We start from the raw sequence: 15,061 nt of genomic DNA, 5'->3' as shown, positions 1-15,061 counted from the left end.
CACCACGCACCGTCGTGGAACCAGAGCTTGCTCTGCGGCTTGTCCGCGCTCGGCGGCAGCGACGAACCGTAGGTGTCCGCCGACAGGTAGGTGGTCGGCACTCCCACCGCGGCCGAGGCCACCGAAGGCAGGCCCAGACCGCTGAGCAACGTCATGACCGCCGTCACCACGCTGATCAGCAGGACCCGGCGACGTGCACGGGGCTGTGGCCGGAAGCGGTCCGTTCGCATCACGTTCTCCCCGGTGGTGGCAGAGTCGAGACCTCCACCGGCCCCGTTGTTCCGCGAGACCGTAAGTGACCCGAACGCGTGAGACCAGAGCTTGGTGCGGGATCTGGTCACGCGCAGCAAAGCGATCCACGAATCGGCGACGTCGTGTGATCGGACGTCGACCGCCTGTGCGCGCTGAAGGTCTGCGCCGGCCCGATCAGGAAGTCCGCGTGGCCGGTCAGGGAGGCGACCAGGCGCGGGGCACGGCGAGGCGTCGACCGCGAGGTGGGCCACCACGTCGGAGGGTCGGTCGTCTCGCTGACCGCGGACGCCGCGCACGGGCCGTGAGACGTCGACGTCCGCCCGTCGACCCTCGGGCACTGCCGCGGTCAGTCGTGAGGTTCGGCTCCCGAGGCCGCCCTGCCGAGGGCCCACGGCGCCGCCCCCTGGTGGGAACCGTCCCCCGCCTCGGTCGAGGACGATCCGAGCGACGCGATCGACGACGTCGATCCGGTCGCGAGACCTTGCCTCTGGGTGATCTCCGTGACTTCGCGGTAGAAGTCGTTGTTCTCCAGCAGGGCAGCCGGTTCGTCCATCGCCTGCAGACGGCCGTCGACGACCACCATGACCCGGTCGCACACCGAGAGGGTCGAGAGCCGGTGAGCGACCAGGATCAGCAGCACGTCGCTCTTGATCTGGGCCAGGGACTCCTGCACCGCCAACTCGGACCGGACGTCGAGGGCACTGGTGGGCTCGTCGAGGATGAGCACGTCGGGTGAACCCGCGAGGGCCCGCGCGAGGCAGAGCCGCTGTCGCTGGCCCCCGGAGATGGCCGACACGCGCTGCCCGATCACCGTCTGGTAGCCCTGGGACCACGACATGATCTCGTCGTGCACGTGGGCCAGCCGGGCCGCTCGCTCGACCTGCTCGTCGTCGATCTCCGGCCGGTAGAAGCGGATGTTGTCCGCGACGGTGCCCCAGATCAGCTGCGGCGACTGGGGGACGTAGGACACCCGCCGCTGCCAGTCGTCGCGCCGGAAGACGCGGGCGTCCACGCCGTTCACCTCGAGGGCTCCGCTGGTGGGCTGCCGGAGGCGGAGCAGGATCTGCACCAGCGACGACTTGCCGGCGCCCGAAGGACCGACGATGCCGATCGCCTCACCGCCGTGCGCCTCGAACGAGATGCCCTTGAGCACGTCCTCGCCCGGTACGTACGCGTAGTGGACGTCCCGCATCCCGAGGCGGTCGATCTTCGGCAGGGGGGTGTCCCCGTCCTGACGCGGGTGACTCTGGTAGTGGTCGAGGGCCTTGCGGAGGCTGTTCATGAACGGCACCAGCTCGTCGAGCCGACGGAGGGCCTGCTGGATCGTCTGCCCGTACGTCAACGACCGCACCATGATGAGCACCACAGCACCGAGTTCGGCGATCGCCTGGGCGCCGGACAGGTACACGGCGGCCAGAGCGAGGAACAGCGTCAGGAAGGCCAGGCTCTGGTACAGGCCCGGCACCGCCCGGAACAGGAAGCGGGTCAGCAACATCGGCTTGCGGACCTGCCGGCTGAGCCTGTCCACGGACTCCTTGTACTCCGGTGAGGCGCCGAAGACCTGGATCTCCTCGGCCATCATGACGACCTCTTCCATGCCCTTCGCGTGCTCGATGCTCTCCCGGCTGAGCGCCCGGGCCTGGCGCCGCAGCCGGCGCACGAGGGGTCCGAGGAGCAGGAAGAGGAGGAGAGAGGCGCCGATCACGATCAAGGCAGTCATGACGCTCAGGACCACCGCGGAGATCAGGAGCGTGAGGAACATCAGGCCGGCGGTGAGCGCCTGGGCGAGCGTAGTGATCGCAAGGGACGCGTTCATGACGTGCGTCCCCATGAGCGTCTGGAAGTGACCGTCGCGCTCGGAAGCCTGCACCGACCACGACGTGCCGGTGAACCGGTCGAAGAGCGATCGTCGCAGGTCCACCATGACGGCCGCGCTGGCTCTGGCGGGGAGATAGGCGATGCCCAGCGCCACGACCGCCCGGACCAGCGCGAGGCCGATACCCACCGCGAACAGGACGGTCAGCGGGGCGCTGAGGTCGATCACCCCGAACTGGACGTCGACCCGTGACGAGCCCTCGGTCAGCGCGGTCGCGAGGGCGGCGACGAGGGAGAGCAACGCGGCCTCGAGCAGGCCGGCGCAGACGGCGACCACCGTCAGGAGGACCAGCCGGCTCCGGGCACCACCGAGGAACTGCCGGTACTGCTTCCAGGACACGGCATAGCCCCGGACCTTCTTGAACAACGATCCGCGCCGTGGCCGACGGAACAAAGGGCACTCCTCGGATCGGGAGACGACACACGCTGCTCCGGACCGACCGGGGCCCGGGGCGTCGGACTCTAACGGGATGAGCGCAGCGCAGGGCCCTGCTCGATCGCGGTCATCCGAGAAAGGGAGCGGTCGGTCCGCGGGGGAACGGAGGCCGGACCTCGACTTACGCGCCCCGTCCCGTGAGGCGCGAGGACTCCTTGACAGGCGCTCGTCGTCCGTGAGGGACTGTCCGCCCGCCGCCCCTGGGGGGCGACAGCCGCCAGCGCGGGCGGTGGCTCCTGCGCCGTCCCGGCTCCGGAGGCCGCCCTGCGGACCAGGAGGGGGACGGGTGGACACGATTCCGAGCGGCGTGGTCGTCGACGTCATGGGCACGATCGATGCAGCGGTCCAGGCGCCGGTGTTCGTCGTCGGGGAAGGGCCTCCCGCTGCCCCCGTTCTCCGAGTGCTCCTCCGGGCGACCGACGCCTCCGCCGTCGGCGCCCGCCTGGAGGCCGCCGGGTTCCTCCGGCGTGGCACCACGTACGCGAACTTCGAGCCGGGCGAGGTCCAGGGCGTGGAACTCCTCATCACGGAGAGCTGGGGTCTGGGTCGGGGCCCGACCCGCAGCGGTGAGGAGCTCTTCGCCGGCTGCCAGCCGCTCCCCGGGTTCGAGCACCTCGCACGCCCGGCACCACCCGTCGTCCTGGTCCTGATCGCGCACGACGTCGCGCTGGCGGGCGGCGAGCTCAGCGACGACCAGCGGAAGAAGGCCCTGTCGGCGGCGGGGTCCGGGCCCGGCGTGTGGGACGACGCCGCGGCCCTGGCGGGGCGTTTCCGGCTGACCGCACACCTGCGACTGCTCCGGCGGGCCCTCGGACAGCCGGAGCGCTGGACGGCTCGGCAACGGCGGCGGGCGCTGGTCCGGGCTGTCGCGGCCGGTCCGCCCTCCACCGCAGTCGCCGCGGCCCGGAGCCTGGTCCGGCACCGCCGACGGCCCCTGCTCGTCTCGCTCTCCGGCCCCGACGGAAGCGGCAAGTCCACGCAGGTGGGGCGGCTGGTGACGACGCTCGACGCCCTGGGCGTACGCACCGGGACCGCATGGGTGCCGACCACCAACCGACCCACGCTGCCGACCTCGATCAGGGCGTGGGCCGCGAGCTGGCGCCGTCCGACGGGAGACGCCGTCGGCCAGGAGAAGCGGCCGAGCGGCGGCGGGACGACGCCGGCGCGACCACGGTCGGTACCTCCGCACGTGCGGCTGGTCGAGCACCTGTGGATCACGTCGGCCGCGGTCTCCAACGCGGCCAAGATCTGGGCCAGCGTGTGGCGGGGACGCGGCAGCGACGTCCTGGTGCTGGACCGGTTCGTCCTGGACGCGGACGTCAAGCTCACCTACTGGTACCAGGTGCGCCGGGGCGCCGACATCACCATGGAGCGCCGGCTGTTCCGGGCGGTCTGCCCGAAGGTCGACGTGTCGGTCCTGCTCGTGGTGGATCCGGAGACGAACGTCGCCCGGCGCCCCGACGAGTGGAACATCGGCGCGTTCCGTCACTTCCAGAAGATCTACGCGGACACCGCGCGGGAACTCGGTGCCGTGGTCGTCGACGCCGAGCGGCCCGTCGACGACGTGGCCCGCGACATCGCCGAGACGGTCTGGACCCGCCTGCCATGAGGAGGCAGGTCGGGAAGGACGAGATCGGCCGCGCCCGCGAGGCCCTCGTGCGGACCCTCGGCGAGACGGCACCCGAGCGCCTCGAGCTGGCCGCCGAGCCGATCACGCGGTCCCGCTCCACGCTGTTCGTCTTCGGCGTGCCGGGTGAGCAGCCCCGGTACGTGGTCAAGACGGCGGTGCTGGGCAACACCGCGATCGACGCCACCCCGGCGCTGAGCAGCACCGAGCAGTTCCGCGCCCTGACGCTCGCCCATCGCTGGTTCGAGGAGGAGGACCGGCACGCCGCGGTGCGGCCGCTGTTCTACCTCGAGGACCTCGACGCCGTGGTGATGGACTACGTGCACGGGCGGCCCTTCCGCCGCACCGTGCAGCGCGGTGTCCTGCAGCCCGGTCCGGCGCTCGCGGCGGCCACCGCGGCCGGCGACGCCCTCCGGCGACTCCACCGGCACGCACGGGTGGATGAAGCCGTGGTGGACCTCGCCGACCTCGCCGACGAGGTGCGCGAGACCGAGGCCTCGGTGCTGCGCGCGGTAGGACTCGGGTTGCCCGAGGACGTCGCCCAGGTCCTGACCCGTGTCCCGAATCGGAAGGTCACCCGCGACCGGGTGGTGCAGCACGGCGACTTCGCGCCGGTCAACCTGATCCTCACCGCCGCCGACCAGGTCACGATCATCGACCCGTCGCTGGTGGACGTCGGGCTGCCCGAGGACGACCTGGGCCGTTTCCTGGCCATCCTGTCCGCGTACTCGGTCTTCGTCCCGGGGCAGGTCGTGCCCCCCGTGCGCCGATTCCGCGGACAGCTCGAGCAGGCGTTCCGGTCCGGGTACGGCGAGGCTGAGACCGACACGGCCGTCATGGAGCTGCGACTGCTGAAGCAGCACGTGCTGCGCTGGCGGCGGCGCCGCGACTTCTCGCGCCTGGCCCGGTCCCAGCAGCTCATGCACGCCCGTCAGCAGGCGATCGACCGGCACATGCGGATGCTGATGTCGGAGAGTGCACGACGCCTGTCCGCCTTCCTCGACGCCGGCGAGCGCGCGGCGTGAGACGGGTGACCTCCCGGATCCCCGTGCCGGTGAAGCACGCCGTCCGTCGCCTCCTCCGCCGGCCGCCCGCCAATGCGAGGCGGTATCTGCGGCGGGGCCTGTCCGTCGACGAGTTCCTGGGGCGGCTGACCGACTCCGGCGTGCGGTACGCCGTCCTGCGCTGGTTCGAGACCCTGCCGGCCGTCGAACCGGACAATGACATCGACCTGCTCGTCTCGGACGAGGACCTGCCGTACGTCGAAGCCCTCATGACCCCGTACCGGCCGTTCCGGCCCAGCCAGAAGGTAGATCTCTACTCGGTGACCGGTCGGGACCGCACCCACTTCGGTGGAGCCCCGTACCTGTCGCAGAAGCTGGCCCTCCGGGTGCTGGACCGGGCGGTGCTGCTCCACGGCAGGTACCGGGTGCCGTCACCCGTCGACCACCTCGACTCCCTGGCTTTCCACGCCGTCCACCACAAGGGGGCGGCGGCCTCGGGTCTGCCGCAAGGGGCCACGGCTTCCTCGCCCGCATCTGACGGTCGGATCGGGGCGACCATCGACCGGTTGGCCCGCGAGCTGTCCAGGGATCTCGAGCTGTCGCTGGAGGGGCTGGACCGCTACCTCGACTCGGAGGGCCTCCAGCCCTCCGCGGAGGCCCGGGAACTGCTCGCAGCCCAACGACGTCGCCTGTACCGGTCCTGACGTCGGGGGCACGGGGCCGCGCACTGGTGGGCCCCGTCGTTGACGCGTCGGGTGTCCAGGACGAGCTGCCGTGAGCGCTCAGGCCGCGGTCGCAGGGCGTGTCGCAGGGCGTGGTCGAGGCCCCTGTCCGACCTCCCAGCGGCGCCGGGCCGGATGCGCCGGACGGCGTTCGAGTACCGCCGCGGCGGCACCCTCGCCCACTCTGGCCACCTTCGACGTGCACGCCGCCCGCGTGCTCGGCCGCACGGGCATCACGCCGTTCGGCCAGCACGTCGAACAGGTGATGAGCAGCGGGCCCTACGCCGGCGCGGCCGGCGCGTTCTGGGTCGTCGACAACGGCTGCTCACCCAACGGGGCTCGCGCCGTCACCCGGATGCGCGCGGCCTGGCCGACCGCCGAGCTGGTGCACCTGTCGATCCATGCCACCTGGGTCGACCCGGTCGAGATCCTCTTCTGATCGGGCACACCGCAGGGTGACCGAACCCGGTGACTTCGCCGACCTCGAGCAGCTGGCTCGGCGACCGCTGACCTTCCGGGACCGCTACGAGCGCCACTGAGCCCTTCGCCTGACAGCTCGAACCCCTGGCCCCCCGACCCGGACGAATCAGCGACGGGCACCACCAGCTCTCGTCGGACTCACCCCTGCGAACGGCACGGGACCCCTCGCACGCGGCGGCCGACGCCGCGGTAGCAAGAGCGGTCGTCCGCGGTTCGGCCGCTGCACCGGCGGCTCCGGCTCGAGCAGTCCACCTCCCGAATAGCGCGGGTCGGGCGGCGCCACCGATGGATCCGCAACCACTCGCCGGCGAGGCGCACCTCGGGCAGTGAGGCATGTCACTGCCCGAGGACCCCACGGCCTCGGCGCTGGTCACGGCGGCGAGCCGGGCCGTCCTGCAGCAGACGACGGTGAGGCCTGAGGCGTCTGTGACGGCTGGGACGAATCCGCACTCACCGTGACTTCTTCGATGCCGACCGTATGTGCAACCATCACAAAGTCACTGATTCAATTCGTCCGATCACCCAGAGTGTCGGCCCCCGGGGGCGGCGGTCATACCCGACCCCATCGCCCGCGGCTAGGTCCTGACACCGGGGTCGGGGGCGACCTGACGGTCTCGCACCCCACAGCCAGCCAAGGATGCCAATGAAGCGCGCCCTCGTCCTGTTCCTGCCCGTCCTCCTCGCCGTCGTGGGCATCGTCCTCATCAGCCCGTCCGCCCAGGCCGGCAGCGCAGAGTTCCGGGTCCGGGCCAGTACCGACGATGCCGAACAGCGGTCCGACCGAACCGTGCTCGACAGCTCCGACCTGGAGATGCTGACCGACAAGGGCAGGCAGCAGGTCGTCGGGCTGCGATTCACCCACGTCGCCATTCCGCCGGGGGCGACGATCACCCGCGCCTACGTGCAGTTCACCGCGGACGAGAGCACTTCGACGGCGGTGCCGCTGACCATCCACGGACAGGCGGCCGACGACCCGGGCACCTTCACCAGCGCCCCGGGTGACGTGTCCGATCGCCCGAGGACCACCGCCTCGGCGGAGTGGACGCCGGCGGCCTGGTCCTCGGGCAAGCGCGGCCCGGCCCAACGGACCAGCGACCTGACCGCCGTCGTGCAGGAAATCGTGTCCCGGCCGGGCTGGGCCTCCGACAACGCCCTCGCCGTCATCATCACCGGCACCGGCACCGGCACCAACAGTGGGGTGGCCAAGAGCTTCGACACCAGCGCCAAGACGGCTCCCGGACTGCACCTCGAGTGGACCACCGGGACGAACACGCAACCCACCCCCGCGCAGGAGCCGGCGCCGGAGCCGACGGCCGGATCCACCCCGGCGGCGACCACCCAGCCGGAGCCGACGCCGGAGCCCGCCCCGGGTCCGGAGGCGAGGACCGAACCGACCCCGGATCCCGTGCCTGCTCCGTCGAGCGCCGGCGTCCGGTTCCCTGCCGACTCCGGGGTCATCAACCTGGCTGCCGCGCCCTACAACGTGAAGTGCGATGGGGTCACCGACAACACCGCAGCCATTCGGAGCGCACTGGCGGACTATGCCAGGACCGATACCGATCCGCTGGAGACCCGCTTCTCCTTCCGCACCCTGGTGTTGCCTGCCGGTACCTGCCTGGTCTCCGACATGCTGCACGCCCCCGGCAACGCCATCCGGCTGATGGGTGCCGGTCAGGCCCAAACCACGCTGAAGCTCAAGGACAGCGCCGCCGGTTACGGTTCGGCGTCCACGCCCAAGTACGTCTACCGGCCCGGCATCCAGACCCAGTCCACCGGTAACGACAACACGGCCTACGCGAACTATGTCCAGGACCTGACGATCGACGTCGGCTCCGGCAATCCCGGCGCGGTGGCGATCCGCTGGGCTGCCTGCAACTCGGGGGCCATGGAGCGGGTCACGCTCCGCGCACCGGCCAACTCCGGGCTGCGTGGCATGACCGTGGAGTCGGGCACAGGTCCGTCGCAGGTCCAGGACGTGACCATCGACGGCTTCGCCGTGGGCATCTGGGGTGACGGTGGACCGGTCAACAACATGGTCTTCACCGACGTGACACTCCGGAACCAGCGCACCGTGGCCATCCAGAACAACGCCCGGGTGCTCCAGTTCGAAGGCCTCACCGTCACCGGTGCCCCCAAGGTCTACGAGGCCCTCGGTCAGCAGGCCGTGTTCCAGGTCATCGACGCCAACGTGACCGGACCGGGGTCAGGGACGGCCATGACGGCTGTCGCGGACAGCTACATCTACGCCCGCAACGTGACCGCGTCCGGATGGGGCAACTTGGTCACGACCGGTACCACCAACCGGTTCGTGGGCAAGACCGCCATCGCCGAGTGGGGGTCGGCGAACTTCCGGCGCGGCGACACCTCGGTGCCCTGGACGGAGACCAGTACGGTCCAGAGCCTCAACCTGCCTCACCCGGATGCGCCTCGATCCACCGACTACGACCTGACCCACTGGGCGAAGGCCAACGCCACGTCCGGCAACTCGGCGGACGATGACGGTCCGGCGATCCAGGCCGCGATCGACTCGGGCAAGCAGGTCGTCTACCTTCCCTACGGCGACTACACGATCAAGACTCCGGTGATCGTCCGGGGCAACGTCGAGGCCATCGACTTCATGGGCTCGCGGGTCGCTGACGCCAGCACCGGCAAGATCTCGGTCGGCAACACCACCTCCTCGTTCGTGGAGTTGCGCAACGCCGCTGCCTCGGTCACCTTCGAGCAGAACGGGCCGGACGCGATGGTGATCCGGAACGTCGGGGCAATCGGGGCGACGCCCGGTGACGTCATCGACGGCACGAGCGCGACCGGTGCCGTGTTCGTGGACAACGCGTCCGGGCGGCTGCTCACCATCGATCGGCCGATCAGCGTGTACGCCCGGCAGTTGAACCGCGAGGGCCGGGGTGCCGAGATCTCGGGGGGCGCCACCATCTGGCTCTTCGGGGACAACCTGGAGATGCACGACGACAAGGGCGAGCCGTACCTGACGGTCTCCGGCAGCACCGCCGAGATCCTCGCCGGGGCGTGGGACAACTTGGCCGACGCAGGCAGGTTCAACTCCACGACGGGGACTGCGGTCTACAACCTGACCGACTCACGGGTGTCCGTCGTGATCCCCGGTGTCTATCGCAACGCCGCGATCACCGGCCAGTGGGTCAGCGACGTGGTGAACGGCACCCGCGTCGGCAACGTCACCAGTTCGGAGGTTCTCGTCGGTCCGGTGGCGAGGGACTTCAAGCGGGCCACCCTCCCGCTGTACGTCTCCCCCTGACCGCAAGAGGCCGGGCCGGCGGGATGCCCCGCCGGCCCGGCCTGCCCCTACCCGCGGGCACCAGCCTGGCGGGGTCTCTCTCCTCCCCGGCAGAACCCTCGCACGGTGGCCCCCGCCATCGGCTTCACCGGCGGGATCTTCTCCGTGCAGCAGACGTTCCCGGCTGACCGGGACGAATGAGGTACGGGGACCATCAGCGGCCGGCGGCCTTCACCACCTGGCTGACGGTCCGCACAAGGATCTTGATGTCCCCCCACATCGACCAGTTCTCGATGTAGAAGTTGTCGAAGTGCGCACGGTCGGCGATCGAGGTGTCGCCTCGCAGGCCGTGGACCTGGGCCCAGCCCGTGAGACCCACGGGGACGCGGTGCCGCGCGCGGTACCAGGGGTACTGCCGGCTGAACTCGTCGACGAAGTAGGGGCGCTCGGGCCGCGGACCGACCAGGCTCATGTCGCCGCGCAGCACGTTCCACAACTGCGGAAGCTCGTCGAATGACGTTCGCCGGAGGAAGCGGCCGACCGGGCCCATCCGATTGTCGTCGCCGATGTTCCAGAGCGTGTTGCCCTCCGCGTCCGCGGCCGGCCGGAGGCTGCAGAACTTGAGAAGCGTGAACGACAAGCCGTCGAGCCCCACGCGGGTCTGCCGGAACAGGACGCATCCAGTCTCCCAGCGGGTGAGCACCGCGCACACGAGGAGGAGCGGCGCCAGCAGCAGCAGGGCGACTCCCGAGATGAGGACGTCGCTGAGACGTTTGCCCATCCATGCGCCGGTCCGGAAGGGCGCACGCCGGAGCCGGACCAGGGGCATGCCCCACAGAACCTCGGTGTCCCTGGTGACGGCATGCACCTCGAAGAGCCGGGGAACGAAGAAGATCTCGCATGTCAGACGGTCGCAGGTCCGCAGGAGCGGCACCATCTCCGGCTCCCGGAGCGACCCGAACGTGACGATGACGACGTCCACCGACCGCGCGAGGATGACCTCGCAGAGATCCTGGTAGCCGCCCAGGAGGGGAACCGGACGTTCCTCGTCGTCGAGCAGCGGGTCGTCGTCCAGCATGCCCTCGGGCCGCAGCCCGTACTCCGGATGGTCGCGCAGGCTCGCCGCCAGCGAACCTGCGACCGTGCCGGCCCCCAGGAAGAGCGCGCGCTGCTGCAGGTAGTGGTGCCGCCGGGCGATCCGGATGCCGGTGTACGCCACGGTCCGGGTGACCAGACAGAACCCTCCGAAGGCCGCGCACGTGATCAGGCGAGCGGTTCCAGCGACCCCGTCCTCCAGCCCGCCGAGGACCATGGCGCCGGCTCCCGCGGCGAGGGCCCGCCCCATGATCGCGGGTCCGTCGTCGAGGATCGAGAGCGACAGCCGGGGCCGGTAGAGGCCGCCCACCTGGAACAGGGTCAAGATGATGAGCAGGAGGGCGACCGTCTTGATGTTGGGCCCGGACGTCAGCACGAGCGCCGCGGCGAAGGCGACGAGGTCGGCGGCGAGCACGATGGCGGAGATCCACCAGGCCCGGGCCCCTGTCCGCTTCGCTCGGCCGACGGGCGTCGAAGGGATCTCGGTCAGCAGCCCGCTCGGATGAGCCCCGGACGCATCGGGTGCCCGGGGGGCCGGCACCACTCTCGTCGTCGGGTACCGCAGCAGGTACAGGCCGGGACGCCGGGCCGGCGACACCTCGGGCGCCGCGGCGACCACGGTCGGCTGCACGCCAGGTCCCGGGCAACTGATCGATTCCTGCACGTCGTCCCCCGATGCGCTGCCTTGGCTCAGGTCGGGAACGCTAGGACCGGGGCCAGGACGCGGGATCCATCACCGAGACGAGGCGGACTACGTAGGACGGAGGAGAGTTGCGCGCAGCCGCGGCTGTCGCTGCCAGTGAGTGATCCGACGACTGCCCGACGTGCCGATGCGTTAGTCGAATCCCGCTTTGCGGGCGAGCGTGACGGCCGCGAGGGAGCTGTGCAGACCCAGCTTCCCGAGGATCTTCTGCAGGTGGGTCCGGACGGTGTTGTGCGAGACCTCCAGCTCCTCGGCGATCTCCTGCCGGGTCGCGCCCCGGCACATCGCCCGCAGGACCTCCCTCTCCCGCGGGGTGAGGGTCGCGAAGGGCCGCTCCGCCGCGCGCCGCTCCTCCTGCTCGCGCAGCAGGTGGGGAAGGAGCCGGGTGAGCAGCGCCGGCGGGATGTGGGTCTCGCCGCGACGGATGCCCTCCAGGACGACGACGAGTGCGGCGACATCCAGGTCCTTGGGGACCCATCCCCGGAAACCCATCCGCACCACCCGCGCGACCGTGCCGACGTCGTCGGCCTCGGCCAGCGCCGCCAGCGCGAGCTCCGGCCGTTCGTCGGCGAGTGCACCGGCCGCGTCGACGAACTGGCTCCCGGTGCCGTCCACGGCCAGCAGGGCGACGTCGACCGGCCGGGTGCGGACGACGCGCAGCGCGTCCTCGGGGCGGGTCACCGTGCCGACGACCCGGAGGCCGGGCTCGGCCGACAGCCGGGGGGCCAGCGCCTCGACGAAGGCGAGATGGGGATCGGCCAGCAGCAGCCGCAGCGGCTGCGGGCCGGCGTCCTCGACGCGGCGGCTCGGCCGTCGCTGCGCCCGCGCGCTCACGCCGGCCGGCCTTGGAACTTGCTGCTCATCGCTCGACGTCCAGGCCTGCGTTCGCCACGAGTGCGACCGCCTGCAGCCGGTTGTTCACGCCCAGCTTCTGCAGCACCCTCTGCAGGTGCGTCCGGACCGTGCTCGGCGCCACGCCGAGGGAGCGGGCGATCCCGACCGTGTCCTCCGCATGGACGAGGCAGCGGAGCACCTGACGCTCCCGCTGGGTGAGCGCATCCAGGAGCTGACGCGTGGGGCCGCGCCGCTGCCCGTCCACGTCGGCCGGCGGTGGCGGAGGTGCTGGTGGCCGCCCGGCCGCGATGCGGTCCAGAGCGGCGAACACCGCGCTGAGCGGCTGGTCCTTGCGCACGAACCCCGCCGCGCCCGCCGCACGAGCCTCGTCCACGGCACCGGGGTCGGCCGTACCGGAGAGCACCACGACAGCGCAGAGCGGATGTCCGCGGGTCAGCTCGGCAATGGCGTCGATCCCGTCCCCGTCCGGGAAACGCAGATCCATGAGGCACATGTCGGGCTCCTCCTCGGCGACCGCCCGGAAGGCCTCGGCGGGCGACGTGGCGACCACGACCTGGTGCCCGCGTCCCTCGAGCGCGACCGCGACCGGCTCCGCGAACAGACGATGGTCATCACAGAGGACGAGTCGCACCGCGTTCCCTCATCGTCGGGAGCTCACACGGCCCGTACGGGCTCGACCAGCTGGCTCGGACCGGCCATTCGCGCCGACAGGAAGAGCGTGACGACCGCGCCCCGGGCGTTGGAGGGCAGGCTGGTCACCAGCTGCCCACCCATCTCGTCCAGCAGCCGCCGGGTGACGAGCAGGCCCAGTCCGTTGGCGGTGGGACCCCGACCGAAGCCCGGCCCGTCGTCCTCGACCGAGATGCGGACCACGTCGCTGCCGCGGTGGACGGCGACGGTGACCGTGCCCTTCGGCCCGGCCGCGCGGACCGCGTTGTCGACCACATTGACCAGGCAGCGACGCAGCGGTGTGCGCCCGCCGGCGATCTCGAGCGATCCTGCGCTGTTCCCCCGCGAACGGAGGGTCCCGCGCCAGGTCCGGCGGTAACTGTCGAAGACGGACCGGACGACCTCGTCCACGTCGACGGTGGCGGTCGGCGCGAGGCCCCGCCTGCTGCGCATCTCCACGACACTCCCGGCGGCCGCCGAGACGTCCTCGGCCTCCCGTATCAGCTCGTCGACCGTCCTCCGCACATCGGCCGGAAGATCCGGTCGGCCCCGGACAGCCTCGGCGAGCGCGAACACGGCCGCCAACGGTTGCCGGATCTCGTGCAGCACGGCGTCGAGGGCCTCCTCGATGCCGTGTTCGACGTCCACCGCCTCGTCGGCACGCTCCTGCCGCCAGCGCCCCCCATACGGCCCCCCTCCGTCACGGGTGTTGCACAGCCTGGTCTCGACCCCCGGCTCGGCGGCGACCGTAGAACAGTGACATCCCGCTTAACAGGCAGTTGTGCGCCAACAACGCGGATCCGACGAAATCGTGGCGACGTTCCCGCTGCTGCGCGACGACGGCGCGCCCTATGGTCGGCGCTTCGCGGACAGCACGACGACCGACGGAGACCTGCGGGCGGGCGTCCGCCACGCGAGTGGACGTCGGAGTAGGCGGAGGAGGACGGATGGACCTGTGGGACCCGGCGATCGCCGCGGCCGGTCTGGCGGTGGGGATCGTCGTCGGGCTGACGGGTATGGGCGGCGGGGCACTCATGACCCCGATCCTCGTGTTCTTCTTCGGGGTGTCCCCGTTGGCCGCGGTCTCCAGCGACGTCGTCGCGAGCTTCTTCATGAAGCCGATCGGCGGGCTGGTCCACCTCCGTCGCGGAACCGTCCACCTGGGGCTGGTGAAGTGGCTGTGTGTCGGCTCGATCCCCGGTGCCTTCGCCGGCGTGCTGCTCCTCCGGCTGATGGGATCCGACGGCGACGTCCAGGAACTCCTGCTCGTGCTGCTCGGCGGCGTCCTCGTGTTGGTCTCGCTGGCCATGGCCGTGAGGTCTTATCTGAACCTGCTGGCACGCGAGCGACGCCGCAGCAGCGGTGAGCAGGTCGTCGAGCAGGCCTTGTCCACGGTGACCGTGCACCGTTGGCGCACCGTTCTCGTCGGCTGCGTGGGCGGAGGCGTGGTCGGGATGACGTCGGTCGGCGCCGGGTCGCTCATGATCGTGGCCTTGCTGCTGATGTACCCGGCGATCAGGGCCGGGCAGCTGGTGGGTACCGATCTGGTCCAGGCCGTTCCGCTGGTCGCCGCGGCATCACTGGGACACATCTTCTTCGGCGATTTCACCCTCGGCCTCACCGGCAGCGTGCTGATCGGCGCCATACCGGGGGTCTGGCTGGGCGCCCGGGTCTCCTCCCGGGCACCCGGTGGGCTGGTCCGGCGGGCCCTGGCCGTCGTGCTCCTGGCGTCGGGAGCCAAACTGCTCGGCGCCTCCACGGCCGTGGTCCTCGTCGTCACGGCCGCCGCGCTGATCGGTGGAGGGGCCGCGTGGGCGTGGGTGCGCGTCCGCCATGGTGAAGCCCCGCTGGCGTCGCAGCAGCGCCGGCGCCGGCGGGCGCGGCTGGCCTCGTCACCGGCCTCCACCAGCTGAGCCTTTGACTCTGCTGCGTGCCGAACCGGGCGCGGTGCGTACCGACAGGTCGCCGGCTGCGGCTGTCAGCCCCTTCGATGGCGAAAGCGGCGCGGCAGCGGACGCAACAAGGTGTTGGCGACAGGAGCGAACCTGCAAGATGGCGCGCCTGTGACGATCGGCCGGAGCGCCGGCCGTCGG

General features: G+C 71.2%; 12 protein-coding genes. 6 read left to right on the top strand and 6 right to left on the bottom strand.

The window, feature by feature from the left end:
- On the bottom strand, window positions 1-230 hold a 230-nt coding region (locus ACFSHS_RS14690; RefSeq protein ID WP_376877453.1), incomplete at its 3' end, for a hypothetical protein.
- Window positions 231-598: 368 nt separating this feature from the next.
- Window positions 599-2,521, bottom strand: a complete 1,923-nt coding sequence (locus ACFSHS_RS14685) for an ABC transporter ATP-binding protein (protein WP_376877450.1) — start codon at window positions 2,519-2,521, stop codon at window positions 599-601.
- Between the two features lie 328 nt (window positions 2,522-2,849).
- On the opposite strand from ACFSHS_RS14685, the gene ACFSHS_RS14680 reads away from it, so the two are divergent.
- The 5 genes from ACFSHS_RS14680 to ACFSHS_RS14660 all read left to right on the top strand — a co-directional run bounded on the left by ACFSHS_RS14680 (window position 2,850) and on the right by ACFSHS_RS14660 (window position 9,667).
- Window positions 2,850-4,172 carry a nucleoside/nucleotide kinase family protein gene (locus ACFSHS_RS14680; RefSeq protein WP_376877447.1) on the top strand — a complete coding sequence of 441 codons (1,323 nt, stop codon included), beginning with the start codon at window positions 2,850-2,852 and terminating at the stop codon, window positions 4,170-4,172.
- Window positions 4,169-5,215 (top strand): phosphotransferase, encoded by a 1,047-nt coding sequence (locus tag ACFSHS_RS14675; protein WP_376877444.1) that lies wholly within the window; start codon window positions 4,169-4,171, stop codon window positions 5,213-5,215. The genes ACFSHS_RS14680 and ACFSHS_RS14675 overlap by 4 nt, the downstream gene beginning before the upstream one ends.
- A 5-nt stretch (window positions 5,216-5,220) precedes the next feature.
- Complete coding sequence (locus ACFSHS_RS14670) at window positions 5,221-5,898, top strand: nucleotidyltransferase family protein (RefSeq protein WP_376877441.1); 678 nt, start codon at window positions 5,221-5,223, stop codon at window positions 5,896-5,898.
- Window positions 5,899-6,115: 217 nt separating this feature from the next.
- Window positions 6,116-6,355 (top strand): hypothetical protein, encoded by a 240-nt coding sequence (locus ACFSHS_RS14665; RefSeq protein ID WP_376877438.1) that lies wholly within the window; start codon window positions 6,116-6,118, stop codon window positions 6,353-6,355.
- A 684-nt stretch (window positions 6,356-7,039) separates the two neighbouring features.
- The gene (locus ACFSHS_RS14660) at window positions 7,040-9,667 is read left to right on the top strand and encodes a glycosyl hydrolase family 28-related protein (RefSeq protein ID WP_376877435.1); all 2,628 of its coding nucleotides are present in this window, start codon (window positions 7,040-7,042) and stop codon (window positions 9,665-9,667) included.
- 193 nt (window positions 9,668-9,860) lie between these two features.
- On the opposite strand, the gene ACFSHS_RS14655 is transcribed toward ACFSHS_RS14660, so the two are convergent.
- From ACFSHS_RS14655 to ACFSHS_RS14640, 4 genes are all read right to left on the bottom strand, one after another.
- Window positions 9,861-11,372 carry a sugar transferase gene (locus tag ACFSHS_RS14655; protein ID WP_376877432.1) on the bottom strand — a complete coding sequence of 504 codons (1,512 nt, stop codon included), beginning with the start codon at window positions 11,370-11,372 and terminating at the stop codon, window positions 9,861-9,863.
- A 204-nt stretch (window positions 11,373-11,576) separates the two neighbouring features.
- Window positions 11,577-12,278, bottom strand: a complete 702-nt coding sequence (locus ACFSHS_RS14650) for a response regulator transcription factor (protein WP_376877429.1) — start codon at window positions 12,276-12,278, stop codon at window positions 11,577-11,579.
- Between the two features lie 25 nt (window positions 12,279-12,303).
- Window positions 12,304-12,930: a response regulator transcription factor gene (locus ACFSHS_RS14645; RefSeq protein WP_376877426.1), complete on the bottom strand. Its 627-nt coding sequence runs from the start codon at window positions 12,928-12,930 to the stop codon at window positions 12,304-12,306.
- Window positions 12,931-12,953: 23 nt separating this feature from the next.
- On the bottom strand, window positions 12,954-13,616 hold the full coding sequence (locus ACFSHS_RS14640; protein ID WP_376877423.1) for a sensor histidine kinase: 663 nt from the start codon (window positions 13,614-13,616) through the stop codon (window positions 12,954-12,956).
- A 299-nt stretch (window positions 13,617-13,915) separates the two neighbouring features.
- Between ACFSHS_RS14640 and ACFSHS_RS14635 the strand changes: the two genes are divergently transcribed.
- Window positions 13,916-14,881, top strand: a complete 966-nt coding sequence (locus tag ACFSHS_RS14635) for a sulfite exporter TauE/SafE family protein (RefSeq protein WP_376877420.1) — start codon at window positions 13,916-13,918, stop codon at window positions 14,879-14,881.
- The last annotated feature ends 180 nt before the right edge of the window (window positions 14,882-15,061 follow it).

The organism is Blastococcus deserti (assembly GCF_042682525.1).
Taxonomy (GTDB): Bacteria; Actinomycetota; Actinomycetes; order Mycobacteriales; family Geodermatophilaceae; genus Blastococcus_B; species Blastococcus_B deserti.
The sequence above is the reverse complement of the archived record's forward strand: the minus strand, read 5'-3'. Positions and strand labels throughout refer to the sequence as shown.

Excerpts from the sequence above, each read along its gene's own strand:
- ACFSHS_RS14675 (WP_376877444.1), top strand. The coding sequence starts at position 4,169 with ATGAGGAGGCAGGTCGGGAAGGACGAGATCGGCCGCGCCCGCGAGGCC.
- ACFSHS_RS14660 (WP_376877435.1), top strand. The coding sequence starts at position 7,040 with ATGAAGCGCGCCCTCGTCCTGTTCCTGCCCGTCCTCCTCGCCGTCGTG.
- ACFSHS_RS14635 (WP_376877420.1), top strand. The coding sequence starts at position 13,916 with ATGGACCTGTGGGACCCGGCGATCGCCGCGGCCGGTCTGGCGGTGGGG.